Source organism: uncultured Parasphingorhabdus sp. (assembly GCF_963677535.2).
Classification (GTDB): Bacteria; Pseudomonadota; Alphaproteobacteria; order Sphingomonadales; family Sphingomonadaceae; genus Parasphingorhabdus.
Genome location: NZ_CAXXUT010000001.1, coordinates 1,189,907 through 1,208,685 on the forward strand (window position 1 = coordinate 1,189,907; position 18,779 = coordinate 1,208,685).

Below are 18,779 nucleotides of genomic sequence, written 5' to 3' on the forward strand. Positions count from 1 at the left end.
AGCATTTTTCCGAATTGCAACCCGTCGCGCGGCCGCAGGTCCGTCTTAGGGCCGTTGCCCACAGGCCATCCGCCGCGGCTGTTCCCAAGCGCCTAGTGAATGGTGACCAGTGTCAATTTTTCGGCGAGTTCAAGCGATGCCTTGTAATCGGCTTCAAAATAGATGCCCGCGACATCATTCTCGACCAGACCGATCCGCCCGAGCATTTCGCGCGGCTGTGGCTGCACGCCCGACAGGATGATCTTGGCGCCGGACACGCGGGCCTGCTCGATAAATTCCTCGATCATCGTCACCCCGCTGGCGTCGAGCATCGGCACCAGTCGCATGCGCAATATGATCACTTTCGGCGTCCTTCCGATCTTGCGCATCGCATCGAGCAATTCACCGGCGACGCCAAAAAACACCGGACCATTGATCCGGAACACTTCCACCCCGTGGGGAAGATCGTCCCGCTGGCTCGGATCATCGCCGGCAATTTCCGCATCGGGATCGGGTGCATTGCCGTTTTCCAGCTGTACCGTCTCGCTCATCCGCGCCATGAACAGCAGCGACGCCAGCGTCACCCCGACACCGATGGCCACGGTCAGATCGACCAATATCGTCAGCCCGAACGTGAGCAGCAGAACCGCGCGGTCGCTGTTTGGCATGCGCAGCAGCGCGATGAACCGGTCGATCTCGCCCATGCCCCAGGCAACCACGAACAGGATCGCGGCCAGTGCCGCCATCGGCACATAGGCCATCAGGCTGCTGCCAAACAGGATGAACAGAAGAATGAACAGCGCGTGCATCATGCCGGCTACCGGAGTTTTTGCCCCCGCCTTGATATTCGTCGCGGTCCGCGCGATCGCCCCCGTCGCGGGCAGGCCGCCAAAGGCAACCGAACCGAGATTGGCAATCCCCTGTCCGATCAGTTCCTGGTTGGAGCGGTGGCGGGTACCGGTCATTCCGTCGGCGACTACCGCCGAAAGCAACGCCTCGATGCCGGCGAGAAACGCGATAGTAAAGGCCGATGGCAACAGTTCGACCATATGGGCCCAGCTCAGGATCGGCAGCGATGGCGCCGGCATCGTCACGGGCATATCGGGGAAGCGGGTGCCGATCGTGTCGACAGGAAGCTTGAGCAGCGCGACCACGATCGACGCCAGCACTAGCGCAATCAGGAAGCCCGGCAGTTTCGGCGCGTATCGTTTCAGCGCGATGATCACGAAAAAGGCGCCGACACCGACCAGCAGGGTCGCCAGCTGCACCGTCGATATGGCTCCGAAATAGGCCTGCCATTTCGGCAGGAACTCGGAAGGAACCTCATCGAGCGACAGGCCGAGAAAATCCTTCACCTGGCTCGAGGCAATGATCACCGCGATGCCGGCGGTAAAACCGGTGACGACCGGATGCGGGATGAACTTGATCAGCCGGCCGATCCGGAATGCGCCGGCGGCGATCAGAATCAGCCCCGCCATCATTGTCGCGATCAGCAGGCCGTCATAGCCATGCTGGGCAATGACATTGAACACGACCACGACAAAGGCGCCCGTCGGCCCGCCGACCTGCACCCGGGATCCGCCGAGAAAGGATATCAGGAAACCGGCGATGACCGCGGTGATCAGCCCCTTGTCGGGAGAAGCCCCGCTGGCGATTGCCAGCGCCATGGAAAGCGGCAGGGCAACTATCGCTACGGTCAGTCCTGCGACGGCATCGGCCTTGAACAGGGCGAGGTCATAGCCTTCGCGCATGGTGGTGATGATCTTGGGCGTAAAACTGTTCATGGCAGGCAGCCTATTGCCTTTCCGGATCCGAGCCTGCCTGGTCGAACAGGATCGATCCCACACCCGTTGCCGCCTTACCTTCTATGGTCTCCCGCATCCGGACGCCGCGCCCAATGCCGGTACTGGTAGCATTTTCTCCAATCAGTTCGATCCCCGCGCGTTCAAGCGCGCCGATAACCTTGACCAGAGTGTCGACCACGCCGCGCACCTGTCCGTCCGACGCTTCCATACGCTGAATCGTCGGCAATGACAGGCCAGCCAGTTCGGCCAGCTGCCGTTGGTCAATCCCGAGCAGGGCCCGCGACGCCCGCATCTGTTGTGACGTGATCATCTATCAATCTCTCATGATATATTAAACATCAAATATCAGTATTAACAATTTACCTTGATGGTGTATAGAGAATATTCAATGACGATGGCTTATTCGGCCCCGCGATTCTGATCGACCAGCGGACAGAATATATATCACCACCGAGACAGCGCCTGCCCGAAACCGGCGCGCTCACTTTCCCGGGGCCTGCTGACGGAATTTTCCGAGCGGCTGCAATCGAGAGGCGGCCGTGTTGGCGGCCTGGATATCCAGAGATGATTGGACAGGACAAGACAGATGGCCGGATTTGAAACCTTGCTCGACAGGATCGTCGACGACATGGGCACCAGCAAAGGTGCAAAGGAACAGCGGATGGACAAATATAGTGCTCCCAGTCTGCCGAAATCGGCGTTCGAAGCCTTCATTCGCGGCCTGTTGGGCCGCTGCCCCAGCTGCGGTAAAGGCAAGATGTTTCCCCGGCTGCTCAAGCCGGTCGACCGTTGCCCGCTATGCGGTCAGGACTGGACCGCGCAACAGGCGGACGATTTCCCAGCCTATGTGGCGATCATTGTCACCGGTCATATACTCGCGCCGATCATAATCTTCATGATCAACGAACTCGGCCTGTCAATGTGGACCAATCTGGCGATCATAATCATCATGGCGCTGATCCTGATTGCCGCCCTGCTGCAGCCTGCCAAGGGCGCGATCATCGCCATGCAATGGTGGATGGGCCTGAACGGATTTGAAAAGCCGGCAAGGCCGGCCGCGCCCGCATTGCCCGAAAATCGCCAGGATCACTGAAAGCGGGATTGCTCGCCCGGCAAAACAAACATCTGCGCAATGATAGCGGCGCCCCGCCCCTGTCATGAAACCGTCAATAAAGATTCACCCCGGAGTCTTCAAAACCGGCAATTCCCTTCACAATTCAGGCCTAGAGGCCCGGTACATCAGATTTACCGGAGGGCATCATGGCCAGAATATCTAAGTTTCGCAAAGAGTTACTAATCGGATCGGCGGCAATTCTACTTGCTCTTCCGGGCGCTGCATGGGCCGGTACGGTCAGCGGCGTGGTCAGTGACCCCAGCGACACCAGAGGATTGCAATCCGCTCAGGTCCGCATCGTAGAACTGGACCGCGTGGTTACCACCGGTCGCGACGGCAGCTATCGTTTTCCCAATGTTCCCGCCGGCACCTATACGCTGGAAACGCGCTATGTTGGCGCAGACACCAGCCAGACCAGCATCTCGGTTAGCGAGACCGCCCCGACTGTTACCAATATCGTGCTGAAAAGCGGCGGGGGTTCGGAAATTCTGGTGATCGGCCAAAGCGCCAACCAGGCGAGTTCCCTGTCCCGCAAGCGTGAAGCGGATGGCGTTTCGTCGGTCCTGACCCGCGACTCAATCGGCCAGTTTCCCGACCAAAATGTCGCCGAATCGCTCCGCCGCGTCCCGGGCGTCAATATTCTCAATGACCAGGGCGAAGGCCGCTTTGTATCCGTCCGCGGGCTGGACCCCAATCTGAATGCCTCTTCGCTCAACGGCGTGCGCATCCCCTCCCCCGAAAGCGATGTTCGTTCTGTCGCTCTCGACGTTATTTCCAGCGACCTCATCGAATCGATTGAAATCAAGAAATCGCTGACTCCCGACATGGACGCCGACACCATTGGCGCATCCATCGAAATCAAAACCGTAAGCGCTTTTGACCGCAAGAAAGACCTGCTGACCGGCAAGCTCGAAGGCAGCTATAATGACTATGCCGACCATATCTCGCCAAAGGGCAGCATCGATTTCTCCACCCGTCTGACCGACAATATTGGCGTTGCCGGCGGCCTGTCTTATTACAAACGCAAGTTTGAAACGGATAATATCGAAGCCGACGGCTGGGACATCAATGACGATGGTGTCGTCTATGCCGAAGAGCTCCAGTATCGCGACTATGATGTCGAACGGGAACGGATCAGCGCTTCGCTCTCTTTCGACTTCCGCGCCAGCGACAGCACCGAACTCTATGTGCGCGGCATCTACAGCCAGTTTGATGATCAGGAATTTCGCGGACGCACGACCTTCAAGCTCGACGAGGAAGCGAGCAGCGGTGATGCCAACAGCGCCCTGTTTGACGACGCCGATGGCGAAATCGAGATCGAACGGGACATCAAGGATCGCATGGAAAGCCAGAAGATCCGCTCTGTTGTGCTCGGCGGCAAGACCGAAACCGGCCCCTGGAAAATCGAATATTCGGGCAGTTGGTCGAAATCGAGCGAATATGAGAATGGCTCTCTCGATCCCAGCACCTTTTCCAACAAGTTCGAAGATGACGGCGTCAGCGTCCTGTTTGACTATAGCAACCCCCGGGTCCCGCTTTACAGCTTCGCCTCAGGTGGCGCGATGGCCAATGATGCCAGCGTCTACGAACTGGACGATGTCGAGCTGACCAGCTTGTCGGATGCCCAGGACGAAGAATATTCGGCCCGTCTCGACGTATCCCGTATTTTTGCCATGGATGGCGGCGATTTCACCGTACAAGGCGGCTTCAAGGGGCGCTGGCGCGAAAAGAGCCACGACAATAATGTCGAATTTTATGAAGACAGCACCGGCAATTACACGCTGGCCGATGTGCTAGGCACCCAGACCTATCGCATCACCAATCTCGGTCCGGTTGCCAGCCATACCGGTCCGACCGAATATTTCCGCTCCAATTTCGGCGATTTCGAATTGCAGGAAATTGACAGCCAGTTTGATTCCGCTGTTTCCGACTATGTGAACCAGGAAGATATTTACGCCGGCTATCTGCTCGGCCGCTGGGACAGCGACAAACTTCGCGTGATCGGCGGTTTGCGCTTCGAACGCACCGAAAATGTCATCTCGGCCAATACGGTGACCCTGGTCGAGGAGGATGCCACGTTCGGCGGCGTGCTGTTTACCGAAGACACGGTGGTCGTTGCGCCCAACAGCTTCTCACGCAGTTATGACCACTGGCTGCCGAGCCTCAACATCCGCTTCGAACCACAGCGGAACCTGGTCCTGCGCGCCGCCGGCTATCGCAGTGTCGTGCGCCCCAACCTGTCCGATCTGGCCCCCCGCTTTGCGGTCGAGCAGAATGATGACGATGAGCGCGAAGGCGAATTCGGCAATCCGGACCTGCTGCCTTACGAGGCTTGGAACTTCGACGCTTCCGCCGAATTCTACTTCAGCTCGAACGGTGCGCTGACAGCGAATATCTTCTACAAGGACATCAAGAATTTCATTGTAGATTCGCTGGAAGAAAACGGCACCCGCTTCGGCATCGATTTTGACGAGGCGACCATACCGATAAACGGCAGCAGCGCCGAAGCGTTCGGTATCGAACTGGGCTTCGCGCAAGCACTCAACTTCCTGCCTGATCCGCTCGACGGCTTCCTGGTCAATTTCAACTATACCTATACCGATGCCACCGGCACGGTTCCCACCGACGGCGACATCACGGACCTGCGCAGCATCTCGCTGCCAAGCAGTTCCAAGCATACGTTCAACGCGGTGCTGGGGTACGAGAAGGGCCCGTTTGATTTCCGTCTGGCAGGCACCTATCGGGATCGCTATCTGGATGAACTCGGCGCGGAAGCCAGCGAGGACCGCTATGTCGACAATCATTTCCAACTCGACGCCAGCATCAAGTTCAAGCTGAACAAGAATGTGCGGCTGTTTGCGGAATGGATCAACATCAACAATGCCAAATATTTTGCCTATCAGAATTTTGAATCGACCCAGCGGCTGCTGCAATATGAAGAATATGGCTCGACTTTCAAATTTGGCGCAAAGATAACGATGTGATGAAACATATAGTCTCTCCTCTCCTGCTCGGCAGCCTGGCACTGTCCGGTTGCATGACCACCACCGCGACGGTCTCATCGGCACCGACCCTGGAACTGACCGCTGATGCGGAAACGGTTCCGGTCGGTACGGTCAACCGCGACGCTGCGGATGATCCGGCAATCTGGCGAAATGCTGCAGATCCCGCGAAAAGCCTGATCATCGGCACCGACAAGCGTGCGGGCCTCTATGTCTACGGGCTGGACGGATCGAAAAAATCCTTCCTTCCCGAAGGCGAGCTCAACAATGTCGATCTTCGTGAAGTCGTGATCGGCGGCGAAAAGACCGTTCTGGTAGGGGCAAGCATCCGCAACGATCGCGCCAATGCCCATGTCGGCCTCTACAAGCTCGACACGGAAACCGCGGAACTGTCGCTGCTGGGCAAATATCCGGCGGGGCCCGGCGAAGCCTACGGCTTCTGCTTCGGACAGGACAGCGGCGGAGAGACATTTGCCTATATGATCGAAAAAAGCGGTTTTGTCCGCGAAATCACCCTGTCCTTTGACGGCGGCACGCCAGCCGCAACCATCGGCCGGGAACACAAGCTGGCGACCCAGCCGGAAGGCTGCGTCGTCGATGACCGGACCGGGCGGCTCTATGTCGGTGAGGAGAATAGCGGCATCTGGCTGTTCGATCTGAACACCGACAATTTCGTCCCGCAACGCTTCGCCCATATCAATGGCCGCGAGCTGGTCGCCGATGTTGAGGGTCTGGCCCTCGCGCCCGAAGGCGTCAATGGCGGCTATCTGGTTGCCTCCAGCCAGGGCGATAATGCCTATGTGCTCTACGATCTGACCACAGGCGCCTATGTGAACCGCTTCCGGCTGGTCGACGGCGCCATAGACGGCACGTCGGAAACGGACGGCATCGAAGTCATATTGGGTGACTTTGGCTCGGCCTATCCCGAAGGGCTGATGGTGATGCAGGATGGCGCAAACGAAGGCGGCACGCAGAATTTCAAGCTGGTCAGCTGGTCGAAGATCAAGGCTGCCGTCGCGCCATAATATTGACCAATGAAACGGAAGGGAGCGCATCTGCGGCCTCTCTTCCGTCTCGCGTCAAAACCACTTTCCTACAGCCGACCCGATCCTCTATCGTCCGGCCTGTCCTTCGCTATGCGCGGGACAGGTTGTTTGATATTTGAACGGAAGGAGGATGCTCATACGAGCTTTGAAATCCCGCGCACCGGGGCGGAAAATCCAAAGGTTACACTAGGCGCCGGCATGGCGGCCCAAAAATGGCAGAAACCTGAGCCTTTCAGGCAAAGGTCACAAAAAATAAAACCATTCAACTGTGTAAAGTTCGGTCTGGGCCTAGCCCCGGCCGATCAACGCCATGGCCATATTGTCGGCGACATCTGAATCCGGCAGTTTCTGTGCCGCGCTCTGTTCCCAGATCTCGGTCAGCCGCTGTGGAATCATCGCGACCCGGCGATTGACTTCCTGGACATCGCCTTCGCCGAGATATTCCAGCCCAACGCTGATGATGCCGCCCGAGTTGATGACATAGTCCGGTGCAAACAGGATGTTGCGATCAAAAATCCGCTGTCCGTCTTCGGGAGTGGCCAGCTGGTTGTTGGCGCCACCGGCAACGATCGGAACATTGAGATGGGCGATAGAGACTTTGTCCAGTATAGCGCCCAGGGCATTGGGACTGAACACATCCGCCTCGATCCGCATGACCTCGTCGAGGCCGACGACCGTCGCGCCGATTTCCTTGGCCAGCGCAGCTGCATGCTCCTTGTTGATATCGGCGATGCTCAGCTTCGCCCCATCCTTGGCCAGCAGGCGGGCGAGGCCGCCGCCGACGCTGCCGACACCCTGGATCGCGACATGGACGCCTTCCATAGTGTCGCGGCCCAGCTTGTGCGCTACCGCGGCTTTCACGCCGAGATAGACGCCCATCGCGGTAAAAGGACCGGGATCGCCACCGGCTTCGCCGCTATTGCTGACCGGCAGCCCGGAGACATATTTGGTTTCCTTGGTCAAAGCGACCATGTCTGCTGCGGTGATTCCGACATCTTCCGCGGTCACATATTGGCCGCCGAGTGATTCGATCATCCGGCCGAAAGCGGCGAGCATTTCCGGTGTCTTGGTACGGTTGCGGTCGGCCAGAATCACCGCTTTGCCGCCGCCCAGCGGCAGACCGGCCATGGCGTTCTTGAAGCTCATGCCGCGGGAAAGGCGCAGCGCGTCGGTTACCGCGGTTTCGCGATTTTCATAGTGCCAGAAACGTGTTCCGCCGGCACCGGGACCAAGATGGGTGCTGTGCAGCGCGATAATCGCACTGAGGCCACTGTCGGCATCATGGAAAAAATGGACCGCTTCATGGTCATCAAAATCCGGCAAATCCCACATCACGCTCATAGCGGTTATCCCTGACAATTGGAGTAATTAAATATCCCATAGCTGTAATTTAATTACAAATAAAGAAAGACTTTGCAGCCCGGCCATGTGGTGATGGCCTGGTAACGCATCGTCGTCTTCAGGGAAAAATGGGGCGATCGAGGGGTCTCGAACCCCCGACCTCCGGTACCACAAACCGGCGCTCTAACCAACTGAGCTACGATCGCCACAAGCCGCGCACTATATAGCCGCATTGCGATGGGGTCCATAGGGATAGGCGGTAGCAATCGTCAAGCATTTAGCGGACCGTTCGCCAATTAAAACGCATCACCGCGCTGGCGATGGACAAGACGGGCCGGTCGCAGCGCAGCATCGATCAGCGCGCGCTCCTCGACCAGTGCACTTTGCATCTCGACGGCCAGATCGACACGGAACCAGCGGGTGGTCAGCTTGACCTGGCTCTGGACTTCGGAATTGGCGGCCAGACTCGCCGGATAGGACTGCGCCCAGAAATCATTGAGACTGGCATAGCCCAGTTCCGGCCGGCGGCCGAGAAACTGGCGGGCGGGCGTCAGGTCGGACGGCATCTCGCCGAGCATCGCCAGCAATATTGCCTGCTCCGGCCGCAGCGTGTTGATATTGATCGGCGACAGATCTGTGGTTGGCAGAGCGCAAAGCCACGGCGCGATCCGGACATAGACATCATCGGTCACGCCCTTGATGGTGCGCAATTCGCTGATATCGACGATCAGCGCATTGGCCGTGCGGTAGGGAGCCTCCTGCTGCATATAATATTGATCCTCCGCGCCACGGGGCGCGGCCACCAGATCGCTGTCAATCCAGTCCGCAACCGACTCCGCAATATCGGCCGCATCGCCGTCCAATAGGCCCAGCATGACCATCAACCGCGAGAATTGCGCCAGCCCTTCCGGGCGTGCCGTCAGGACCTCCTGCTGCTGCGTGACCAGACTGTTGATATTGAAGCAATTGCCTCCGTCGGACAGCGATGCCGTAATGATTCCGCCCGGTACGGGAAAACTTTGCTCTTTGCCGTTCCAGCCGTCCAGGTTGATGGTCCGGCCCGGTGACAGAGACACGATACCTTCGGCCGACCGCATGCCGATGGATTCGGCCACGATCAGATAGGCCTTCGCCTGTGACAGTTCGCGCGCGTTGGAGGCCAGCTTGGTCGCGCCAGCCAGCCGGTCGATCCCGTGCGCCGCCAGTATCGCGATGACCGCAACCAGCAGCAGGACCGTCAGCAGCGCGGCCCCCCGTTCCCTGCCGGCTCCTATTTTCCGGATCTCGCTCACAAGTAACCCGCACCGACCAGAAACAGATGGCGGTAGCGACGCCCTTGCTGCGCGAATCGGATCTCGATCGCCCGGGGCAGGTCCGCCAGTCGCTCCGTTGCCCAGCGATCCGACCACAGGCCCCGCTTGTCGCGGATGCGAACCGACAGCGTTTCGACATTCGAAACCAGAACTGCCGGCTGGTCGATCGAACCGCCATCGGTCATCCGGTATCGCCAGCGTTCGAGACTGCCATTCGACAGCCGATATTCGACCCGTTCCAGATTTGATCGGGCCTGCCCGTTGATATTGCTCTGGCCACCGCGCGTGAACTTCAGAAATGCCGCCTTCGCTCCGCTGGTCTCGCTCGCAAAGGCCGGCATCCGGTCACCGCGATCATCACGATAGGTCCGTGGCAAGGCCTGACTCAGATCGGCCTCCATCAGCGAAACAAAACGCTGCATCTCTGCCATCTGCCCCAGATTTTCTGCCGTTATCTCATCGCTGTTGACCGCAGAGCGGAGCATGATCACACCGGCCACCGACAATATCGCAAAGATGAAAAGCGCCACCATCATCTCGACCAGAGTGAAGCCGTTGCGATCGCGGGAATTGGCGGCAATTCTGTCCATCGTCCTCGCTTATATTGCAATTGGCAGAACCCGCAAACAGCGGTTGCGATCAACGCGGATTCATTTATCGTGACTCAGGTCGGTTAGGTACAATTTTGGACGGTGTTATGACAGAGGCCAATAATACTTCGGCTGACTATCTTGTCGCATTGGGAAAGGTGCAGCGCTTTCCGCGCAAGGAAATCGAATTGTGCATTGTCAGGAATTTCCTGCACCCTGACGAATGTCGCAGACTGATTGCATTGATCGACGATCAGCGGCGCCCGTCGACCATCGCAGACCCCAATGGGGATGACTATTTCCGGACCAGCGAAACCTGCGACCTTGATCATCAGGACGATTTTGTTGCCGAGATTGATGCAAAAATCTGCGGGTTTGCCGATATCGACAAAAAATTTGGCGAACCGCTGCAGGGGCAGCGCTATGCGGTCGGACAGGAATTCAAGGCCCATACGGATTTTTTCGAGCCTCAGGGTCAGGATTTTGAAAAATATTGCGCAACCTCCGGCCAGCGCAGCTGGACGTTCATGATATATCTGAACGAGCCCGACGCTGGTGGAGCGACACGCTTCACGCAGTTCAAGAAAAGCTTCACACCGGAAACCGGAACGATGCTGTGCTGGAATAACCGCAACCCCGACGGTTCGGTCAATAATGCAACTTTGCATCACGGCATGAAGGTCCGCAAAGGGACCAAATATGTGATCACCAAATGGTTTCGCGAGAAACCCTGGCCATGGAGTGGGTGAAGCCATTGCCTCGAAGACGATGAAGCTCGCGCGCTATCGCCCCGGTCCCGGCATGATGGTTTCCGCCGCCTTCATCGGTCCGGGCACTGTAACCGCCTGCACTCTGGCCGGTGCAAATTTCGGATTCGCCCTGCTCTGGGCGCTCGTTTTCGCTACCATCACGACGATTGTCCTCCAGTCCTTCGCAATCCGCATCGCGCTGGTCACTCGGCTGGGTCTGGCCGAAGCCATGCTCAAATCTGTCGATTCGCCAGTCATCCGCGCGCTTGCTGCCCTGCTGCTGATTTCCGCGCTGGTCCTTGGCAATGCCGCCTATGAAGCTGGCAATATGTCGGGTGCAGCGCTCGGTCTGGAAGCTGTATATGGCGGTTTTCTGCCCTTCGGCTCGCCCCCCGTGATCATCGCCATCGCGCTGTTCGCATCAACCATGCTGATATTCTCGAAACCGAGGTGGGTGGAAAATGTCCTGATCGCACTGGTGCTGCTGATGAGCGCGGCCTTCATTCTGACCTTTCTGCTCATCAGACCTGATTTCGGGGACTTGCTGGCGGGGTTTGTGCCTTCCATTCCCGACGGCGGCCTGATGACTGCGATCGCGCTTATCGGCACCACCATCGTACCCTATAACCTGTTCCTGCACGCCGGTAGTGTGCGCAACCGCTGGGACAAGGCACATTTGCCGGAAGCGCAACTGGACAACACCGTGTCGATCGGAATTGGCGGTCTGGTGTCGATGACGATTCTGGCAACCGCAGCAGCGAGCCTGTTTGGCAGCGGCAAGACGATAGAAAATGCAGTCGACATGGCGCAGCAGCTCACCCCCCTGTTCGGAAATATGGCAACCGCGACTCTCGGTGCCGGCCTGTTTGCAGCGGGTCTGACCTCGGCGCTCACCGCGCCTCTGGCCACAGGCTATATCGTGCAGGAAATTTTCAACGCCCCCGCATCGCGCTGGCCCTTCCGGATTGGTGCCCTGATCGTGATCCTGTCTGGAACATTCGCAGCCCTGCTCGGCTATCGCCCAGTTGAGCTGATTTTTGTTGCCCAGATTGCCAACGGATTGCTGCTCCCGATCATCGCGATTTTCCTCCTCAGACTAGCGAATAGCAGCAAGTTGCTCGGAACATATGCCAATGGCCTCAAAGCCAATATCCTCGGGGTGGTAATTTTATTGATCACAACCACTTTGGGTTTTCGGTTGATTGCCCGCGCGCTAGGATTTTGGCCATGACGCAGAAGATCGATTTGAATGCCGACCTGGGCGAGGACGAGAGTCCCACAGGTATCGCGCGCGATATCGCGATCATGGATATCGTCTCCAGCTGCAATATCGCCACCGGCGGCCACGCCGGCTCATCGGAAAGCATGCGGACGATGCTTATGGCTGCGCAGACCAATGCCATCGCACCCGGTGCCCATCCCTCGTACCCCGACAGGGCCGGTTTCGGCCGGCAATCTCTCGATATCGCACTGGCGGATCTGGCAACCAGTCTGACGGAGCAGTTGCACGCCATTTCAGCAATAGCGGCAGAGGCCGGCGTTTCGCTCACCCATATCAAGCCGCACGGCGCATTGTATAATGATGCCCAGGAGGATCCGGAGCTTGCCGGCCTGCTGGTCGAGATCGCGGCACGATATAGACTTCCGCTGGTCGGCATGGATGGTTCGATTGTCCAGCAGAAGGCCTACGCAAGAAAAATCGGCTTTATCGCAGAAGCTTTCATTGACCGACGGTATACCGATACGGGCAGACTGGTTCCTCGCAGCGACGAAGGGGCGGTAATCGCGGAAGAAGAGCAGCGGATCCGGCAGGGCCTCGATCTGGCAAGCGGAAAGGCATTGACCACGCAGGAAGGATCATCACTGACGGTCCATGCGCAAAGCCTCTGCCTCCATTCGGATAGCGACGGTGCCCTCGAAACCGCAAAAAGGATGCGCATCGCGCTGGAACAGGCCGGTATCGTGATCGGACCAGTCCGGTCGTGACAGGCGAACTACCATCCCTTCATATCTGTGATGACTGGATCAGTATACCATTGTCCGACTGGGAAATGGTTCTGGCCGCGCAGACAGTCTTTGGCGCCAGCAATGACTGGACGGAAATCGTCCCGGGTCGCGATAGTATAGCGCTACAATTCGACCCTGCCGCTGTGACACCGGACCAGGCCGGGAAAATTGCCCTCCAACATCTGGCTAATCTGGAGCGCGCGAGTGGCACCTCATCCGCAACGGTGGTGATACCCGTCTGTTACGACACGGTCTTTGCTCCGGATGGCGAGCATGTCGCCCGGAAACTCGGGATCGCCGTCGAAACATTGCCGGCCTGGCATGCATCCCAGGTTCAGCGGGTTGCTATGCTCGGTTTCATGCCCGGCTTTGCCTATCTCGAAAGCGAGGCAGAATGTAACGAAATCGGGCGACTGGCCAATCCGCGGCAGTCGGTCGGAGCGGGGTCGATCGGTATCATCGGCCGGCAAAGCTGTATCTATTCCTTCGACAGTCCGGGCGGTTGGCCAATTATCGGCCGCACACCGCTACGCCTTTTTGACCCGGCCAGAGATCAGCCGGCGCTACTGTCCGCCGGAGATATCGTCCGTTTCGAAGCCATTGCGAAAGATACGTTCGACCATTGGCTGCAGGACGCGACCAAATGAGTATCACGATATTGAAAGCCGGGCTGCAAACGACTTTGCAGGGCGCCCCCTTCTCCGCTCATCGCCATCTGGGCATGCCCGCTGCTGGCGCTGCTGATTGTCTTTCGCTGGCCTTGGCCAATTTCCTCGTTGGCAGACCATCGGGTGCCATCGCATTCGAAATCACTCTTTCAGGCGCTCTTTTCCGGTTCAAGGGACCATGTTCCATCGCGCTTGTCGGTGCAGCTGAATATCTCCGGATCAATGATCAGCAACAGCCCCGGCATCAGACCCTCACAGTGAAGGCGGGTGACATGGTCGATATCGGCCCGAATCGCCTGGGATGCCGGACCTATCTGGCAATATCGGCTGCTTTGCAGGCCGATAGCTTGCTAGACGGCCAGTCTACCTATCTTCCGGCAGGGCTCGGAGGCTTTCATGGTCGGGCTCTGAGAGATGGTGACAGCGTGCCCTTCGTGCCTGATTCGCCGGTCACGGCATTGCAGCGTACCACGCCGGAGAGCCTCCGACCGCATTTCAGCAATGACTATATGTTGCGGATCACGCCGGGTCCGGAAGCGGCCGAAAGAAACGAATGCGCCCTCGATGCTCTGTGTCTCGCACCCTACGCTGTAGGCGTGCGGGCCAACCGCATGGGACTGGCACTTGAAGGAGAGCCACTGAGCGCATCTGATTCGTCAAATATGCCGAGCGCGCCGGTTTTTCCCGGCACAATCCAGCTGCCACCCAGCGGTAACCCTTACCTGCTCGGACCGGATGCGCAGACGACCGGCGGCTATCCCCGGATTGCACAAGTCATCAGGGCCGACCGGCACCTGATCGGACAACTGCGTGCGGGTTCCCGCATTCAGTTCGTGCAGATCACAACCGACCGGGCCACAGAAATCTACCGGGAAAAGCTATCCCTGCTAACGTCCTGGCTGGGCCAGATTACAATGTGGTGAGGTATCGGAACTATCTGATAGCCCCGACAGCCATCAGCTCTTTTTGAGCGACAGACCACCAAAACGCTTGTTGAAGCGCGCCACCTGGCCGCCCTGATCGAGCAGACGCTGATTGCCGCCGGTCCATGCAGGATGCGAGGTAGGATCGATATCCAGTTGCAGCGTGTCGCCTTCCTTGCCCCATGTCGAACGGGTCTCAAAGGTCGTGCCATCGGTCATCTGAACGGTGATCATGTGATAGTCTGGATGCGTATCGGATTTCATTTTCGGCTCCTAAACAGGCTGGTTACCGACCAGACCCAAAGCGAATAAATTTAACGGAAGCGGCCCATTAACCGCCGAAGGACAAAAGGGCAAGATTCTTTTGCAAAAGCCTATGCTGCGGGAGGATCGGCTATCATTGCAGTAAAGCTTGCTTCGGCCGCCAGCTTGTCACCAATCATCGCCTGTCCTGAAAATTTGCAGACACGCGCGCGTTTCTGCTCGAATTTCACGTTCAGCGAAAGAAGACAGCCCGGTTCCACCGGTTGCCGGAATTTCGCTCCGTCAATCGCCATGAAATAAACCAGCTTGCCTGACCCCACCATGTCGAAGCTTTCCATGGCGAGAACGCCGGCGGCTTGCGCCAGCGCCTCGACAATCATCACCCCGGGCATGATTGGCCGCCCCGGGAAATGACCTTGGAAGAAGCCTTCGTTGATCGTGACAGCCTTGACCGCACGAATGGACTCGTCCTTTACGAGCTCTTCCACTCGGTCAACCAGAAGCATGGGATAGCGGTGCGGAAGCACCGCCATCACCTTGGTTACATCATAATCGAGAAGCTCGGTCATCAGCGGTCAACTAGCGGCTGGCTGGCTGGGCTGCCGGAGGCTGTTGCTGCTGCTGGGCTGCCTGATTACGGGCACTGGCAACCAGCAGTTGCTGTAGTTGCTGGTGAAGCGCCACGGTGTTGCGCTGCGGTTGCCAGTCGGCGCCAGGGGTCGTGCTGACCGACGGAAGTCTCGCATCCAGCGCTGCGGTGATGTCATTGGTAACGTCAGCCTGGGCCGGAGCATAAAGAAAGGCTTCCGGGTCGAGAATCACACTGATCTTTTTGTCCGAAACCACTTTCTGCTGGGCATTGCCATATTCGGCAAAAATGGCTTCCACTGCAAACATCTGCGCTTTTACAGCCGGCGTCTGCAGTCTCTGGATCTCCGTTTCCTCAGTCTGGATGCTCTGCAAAACGGGGTTTTTCGCTTTTACCGCAGCATCAAGCTCTTCCTGCGTCAGTTGCTTGTCATTGTTGGTGTCCAGCTGCGCGCGCAATCCGTTCAAGGTTTTGTTGCGGGCATCAATCTGGTCAAAATAGGATTTGAACTGCGTGCCGATCTGCGAATAGGCAGTCGAGAAAGCCTTGGATTTCGCAATGGCCAGAGTCGGGTTTGCGGTTGCAATGCCGGAAACCTGAGCCTGCGCAACAGATCCAGAAGCCAATGGCGCAGCGGTAACGGCGAGAACAGCGAGTGCGGTTTTGAAATAACGTTTCATCAGAATTGTGTTCCTACGTTGAAAGTGAATAATTTGGTGTCGTCGCCCGGCTCTTTCAACAGAGCCTTGGCGATATCGATCCGGAAGGGACCGAATGGTGAGTTCCAGTTCACACCGAAGCCCACGGACAGCCGCGGACTCATTGTATCACCAAAGAAGCGTTCGGTGAAGCTGGTAGCAATCGGATTGGCAATCCCGTTGGTTGACGCATCGAATGTAGTTGCCGCGGCACCGGTACTATCGGTGGTGAGGTAAAGCGGTGCAGAAGCCCCGGTCGGTGATGCGTTGCCCTGACTGTCAACGGTGCTGAATGCCTGAGTCTGGGCATCGGTCAGCAGCAATGGCTGGGTTACATTGAAGACCGCACCGACATCAACGAAGATCGAAGGCCGCAAGCCAAGTTCGCTGGCACCGGAACCGAGCGGAATCTCCAGTTCTGCGCGGCCCAGATAATAGGCACGGCCACCGATTGCATCGTCCGTCTGGGTGCCGTTGGTCAACTCAACAATCTCGTTGATCGGATTGCCGTTGGTATCCAGCCCCGGAATGGTGGTTGAACGCACGACGCGCGGCCCGACACCGCGGATGTCGAAGCCGCGGATCTGCGGTTCTCCAAGGAAGAAGCGATCGGTCAGCCGCACATCGTCAATGCCGTCCGCTGCGCTGCCGCGATTTTCCAGCGGGTAGATATATCCGCCTTCTGCCTTGGCCGTGAAGATGAAGTCACCCAGCACGCGCCAATGTTTGGAAGCATTCAAACGGCCGCGAAGATATTTCACGCTACCGCCCAGACCAGCAAAATCGACGCTGCCAACGATAGTCTGGCCCCGGGTCGGTCGGATACGATTGTCGCGATCATCATAGATCAGCGACGCCCCCAGCGAAGATGTCGTGCGGGTACCGAGCGCGTCACACAGGTAGCGCCCTGCCAGCAACGGATCGCAATCATCCGCTTCGCTGTTGCCACGGATGCCGTCCGAATTGCTGTCGGTGAAAAACAGGCTTGGCTCCAGCGTCACGTCATCCTGGCTGAGGCCATAGCGGAGCGATGCAGACAGGTATTCGGTAATCGGCACACCGGCACGGATCTGGAAACCCGTGGTGAGCTGCTCGAAGGTGGTTTGCCGGTCGCTGTTGACATAGTTGAAGCTGTTCAGATCGCGCCGGAAGATGTCCGCACCAACGGCTATATTCCGGTCAAAAAGATAGGGTTCGGTAAAACCAAGCTCGATCGACTGGGAATAGCTCGAATAGCTGACGCTGGCGCGCAGTTCCTGCCCCTTCCCGCGGAAGTTTCGTTGCCGCACGGATGCTTGGAGAATGAAATTCTCGACACTGGAGAAACCCGCCGAAAGCTGCAGTTCGCCGGTTGCCTTTTCCTCGACATTGGCTTCCAGGATGATGCGGTCCGGCGCGCTTCCCTGCTTCTGCTCGATTTCGAGATCTTCCTGGAAGAACCCGAGCGACTTGATCCGGTTGGCGGAACGCTTGACCTGGAAGCTATTGAACGCATCGCCTTCGTTCAGACGAAATTCCCGGCGCACGACCTTGTCCTGGGTCAGGGTATTGCCGTTGATATCAATCCGCTCGACATAGACCCGGTCACTCTCCGCGACCTGGAACAGAATGTCCATGGTTAGCGTTTCTTTGTTCCGCGTGAATTGCGGGCGGACATCGGCAAAGGCATAGCCGAACAGGCCGGCGGTTTCCGACAAGCGTTCGACCGTGTCTTCGACCTGCTTGGCGTCGTAAAAGTCTCCGGTTTTCATCGGCAGCTGTGGAGTCAGGAACTCGGGGGTGAAATCACGGATATCGCTTTCAACCGACACGTCGCCGAACTGGTAGCGTTCGCCTTCTTCAAGCACATAGGTGATGATGAAGTCGCGCTTGTCGGGTGTGAGCTCGGCCACTGCCGAGATCACGCGGAAATCCGCATAGCCTTCGGTCAGATAGAATTGACGCAGCTTTTGCTGGTCGAAGGCCAGGCGATCCGGGTCATAAGTGTCGCTGGAGCTGAAGAAACGATAGAAGCGCGACTGCTTGGTGACCATTTCTCCGCGCAGCTTGCCGTCGGAAAATTCTTCATTGCCGATGATGTTGATCTGCTGAACCTTGGACTTGGGTCCTTCATTGATCTCGAAAACGATATCGACGCGATTCTGGTCCAGTTGCACCATTTTCGGCTCGACATTCGCCGCAAAACGGCCCTTGCGCTTGTACAGCTCGACAATCCGGGCCACATCGGCGCGGACTTTCGAACGGGTGAATATCTGTCGTGGAGCCAGCCGGATTTCAGGATAGATCTTGTCTTCCTTGATCCGCTTGTTGCCTTCCAGCAAGATCCGGTTGATCACCGGATTCTCGACAACTTCGATCACCACAGCACCCTGGTTGTTCCGGATGCTGACATCCTTGAACAATTCGGTCTCGAACAAGTCCTTCAAAGCCTGATCGGCAGATTCCTGCGTATAGGGCTGGCCGGTCCGCAATTTCATGTAGGACAGGACCGTGGTCGGCTCCAGTCTCTGGGCGCCGGTAACCGCAATCGAGCGGATAATATTATCGGCCGGGGCCGCCGGAACGGCTTGCGCCGCTTCCTGCGCAAGCGCTTGCGAAGAAACCGCTGCGCCACTCAAAATCGTGCCGCACATTAACAAGGGCAAAAGCCGCTTTTTATGATTCACAGACAAACTCGCTTTCACACCATAA

Annotated in this window: 17 protein-coding genes and 1 tRNA gene; 8 read left to right on the forward strand and 10 right to left on the reverse strand. The window is 57.7% G+C overall.

Features of this window, described 5'->3' with window-relative positions:
- Window positions 1-92: 92 nt before the first annotated feature.
- On the reverse strand, window positions 93-1,763 hold the full coding sequence (locus tag ACHZCJ_RS05685) for a SulP family inorganic anion transporter (protein WP_321324639.1): 1,671 nt from the start codon (window positions 1,761-1,763) through the stop codon (window positions 93-95).
- 10 nt (window positions 1,764-1,773) lie between these two features.
- Window positions 1,774-2,094 (reverse strand): helix-turn-helix domain-containing protein, encoded by a 321-nt coding sequence (locus ACHZCJ_RS05690; RefSeq protein WP_321324641.1) that lies wholly within the window; start codon window positions 2,092-2,094, stop codon window positions 1,774-1,776.
- 276 nt (window positions 2,095-2,370) lie between these two features.
- Here ACHZCJ_RS05690 and ACHZCJ_RS05695 point away from each other — a divergent pair, with 276 nt between their 5' ends.
- The 3 genes from ACHZCJ_RS05695 (at window position 2,371) to ACHZCJ_RS05705 (ending at window position 6,925) form a co-directional block, all read left to right on the forward strand.
- On the forward strand, window positions 2,371-2,877 hold the full coding sequence (locus ACHZCJ_RS05695) for a DUF983 domain-containing protein (protein ID WP_321324643.1): 507 nt from the start codon (window positions 2,371-2,373) through the stop codon (window positions 2,875-2,877).
- Between the two features lie 167 nt (window positions 2,878-3,044).
- Window positions 3,045-5,882, forward strand: a complete 2,838-nt coding sequence (locus ACHZCJ_RS05700) for a TonB-dependent receptor (protein ID WP_321324645.1) — start codon at window positions 3,045-3,047, stop codon at window positions 5,880-5,882.
- Window positions 5,882-6,925 (forward strand): phytase, encoded by a 1,044-nt coding sequence (locus tag ACHZCJ_RS05705; protein WP_321325005.1) that lies wholly within the window; start codon window positions 5,882-5,884, stop codon window positions 6,923-6,925. The genes ACHZCJ_RS05700 and ACHZCJ_RS05705 overlap by 1 nt, the downstream gene beginning before the upstream one ends.
- Window positions 6,926-7,234: 309 nt before the next feature.
- On the opposite strand, the gene ACHZCJ_RS05710 is transcribed toward ACHZCJ_RS05705, so the two are convergent.
- The 4 genes from ACHZCJ_RS05710 to gspJ form a co-directional block, all read right to left on the reverse strand.
- Window positions 7,235-8,287 (reverse strand): Glu/Leu/Phe/Val dehydrogenase dimerization domain-containing protein, encoded by a 1,053-nt coding sequence (locus ACHZCJ_RS05710; protein WP_321324646.1) that lies wholly within the window; start codon window positions 8,285-8,287, stop codon window positions 7,235-7,237.
- A gap of 129 nt (window positions 8,288-8,416) precedes the next feature.
- Window positions 8,417-8,493, reverse strand: a tRNA-His gene (locus tag ACHZCJ_RS05715).
- 90 nt (window positions 8,494-8,583) lie between these two features.
- Window positions 8,584-9,579, reverse strand: a complete 996-nt coding sequence (gene gspK, locus ACHZCJ_RS05720) for a type II secretion system minor pseudopilin GspK (RefSeq protein ID WP_321324648.1) — start codon at window positions 9,577-9,579, stop codon at window positions 8,584-8,586.
- The gene (gspJ, locus tag ACHZCJ_RS05725; protein WP_321324651.1) at window positions 9,576-10,190 is read right to left on the reverse strand and encodes a type II secretion system minor pseudopilin GspJ; all 615 of its coding nucleotides are present in this window, start codon (window positions 10,188-10,190) and stop codon (window positions 9,576-9,578) included. Before gspJ ends, gspK begins: the two co-directional genes overlap by 4 nt.
- Window positions 10,191-10,297: 107 nt before the next feature.
- On the opposite strand from gspJ, the gene ACHZCJ_RS05730 reads away from it, so the two are divergent.
- The 5 genes from ACHZCJ_RS05730 to ACHZCJ_RS05750 are packed head-to-tail and all read left to right on the forward strand — an operon-like array spanning window position 10,298 to window position 14,537.
- Window positions 10,298-10,939 (forward strand): 2OG-Fe(II) oxygenase, encoded by a 642-nt coding sequence (locus ACHZCJ_RS05730; protein WP_159640985.1) that lies wholly within the window; start codon window positions 10,298-10,300, stop codon window positions 10,937-10,939.
- The gene (locus ACHZCJ_RS05735) at window positions 10,932-12,170 is read left to right on the forward strand and encodes an Nramp family divalent metal transporter (RefSeq protein WP_321324654.1); all 1,239 of its coding nucleotides are present in this window, start codon (window positions 10,932-10,934) and stop codon (window positions 12,168-12,170) included. The genes ACHZCJ_RS05730 and ACHZCJ_RS05735 overlap by 8 nt, the downstream gene beginning before the upstream one ends.
- Window positions 12,167-12,925 (forward strand): 5-oxoprolinase subunit PxpA, encoded by a 759-nt coding sequence (gene pxpA, locus ACHZCJ_RS05740; protein ID WP_321324657.1) that lies wholly within the window; start codon window positions 12,167-12,169, stop codon window positions 12,923-12,925. Before ACHZCJ_RS05735 ends, pxpA begins: the two co-directional genes overlap by 4 nt.
- Window positions 12,922-13,593 (forward strand): carboxyltransferase domain-containing protein, encoded by a 672-nt coding sequence (locus tag ACHZCJ_RS05745; RefSeq protein WP_321324659.1) that lies wholly within the window; start codon window positions 12,922-12,924, stop codon window positions 13,591-13,593. Before pxpA ends, ACHZCJ_RS05745 begins: the two co-directional genes overlap by 4 nt.
- Window positions 13,590-14,537 (forward strand): biotin-dependent carboxyltransferase family protein, encoded by a 948-nt coding sequence (locus ACHZCJ_RS05750; RefSeq protein WP_321324661.1) that lies wholly within the window; start codon window positions 13,590-13,592, stop codon window positions 14,535-14,537. The genes ACHZCJ_RS05745 and ACHZCJ_RS05750 overlap by 4 nt, the downstream gene beginning before the upstream one ends.
- A gap of 33 nt (window positions 14,538-14,570) precedes the next feature.
- Here ACHZCJ_RS05750 and rpmE read toward each other — a convergent pair whose 3' ends face one another.
- From rpmE to bamA, 4 genes are all read right to left on the reverse strand, one after another.
- Window positions 14,571-14,801, reverse strand: coding sequence for a 50S ribosomal protein L31 (gene rpmE / locus ACHZCJ_RS05755; RefSeq protein ID WP_089132806.1), 231 nt, complete (start codon window positions 14,799-14,801; stop codon window positions 14,571-14,573).
- 110 nt (window positions 14,802-14,911) lie between these two features.
- Window positions 14,912-15,370 carry a 3-hydroxyacyl-ACP dehydratase FabZ gene (fabZ, locus tag ACHZCJ_RS05760; protein WP_100095224.1) on the reverse strand — a complete coding sequence of 153 codons (459 nt, stop codon included), beginning with the start codon at window positions 15,368-15,370 and terminating at the stop codon, window positions 14,912-14,914.
- Window positions 15,371-15,380: 10 nt separating this feature from the next.
- A complete protein-coding gene (locus ACHZCJ_RS05765; RefSeq protein WP_159640973.1) occupies window positions 15,381-16,070 on the reverse strand; it encodes an OmpH family outer membrane protein in 690 nt (229 codons plus the stop codon).
- The gene (gene bamA, locus ACHZCJ_RS05770; protein WP_321325007.1) at window positions 16,070-18,721 is read right to left on the reverse strand and encodes an outer membrane protein assembly factor BamA; all 2,652 of its coding nucleotides are present in this window, start codon (window positions 18,719-18,721) and stop codon (window positions 16,070-16,072) included. The genes ACHZCJ_RS05765 and bamA overlap by 1 nt, the downstream gene beginning before the upstream one ends.
- Window positions 18,722-18,779: the final 58 nt, after the last annotated feature.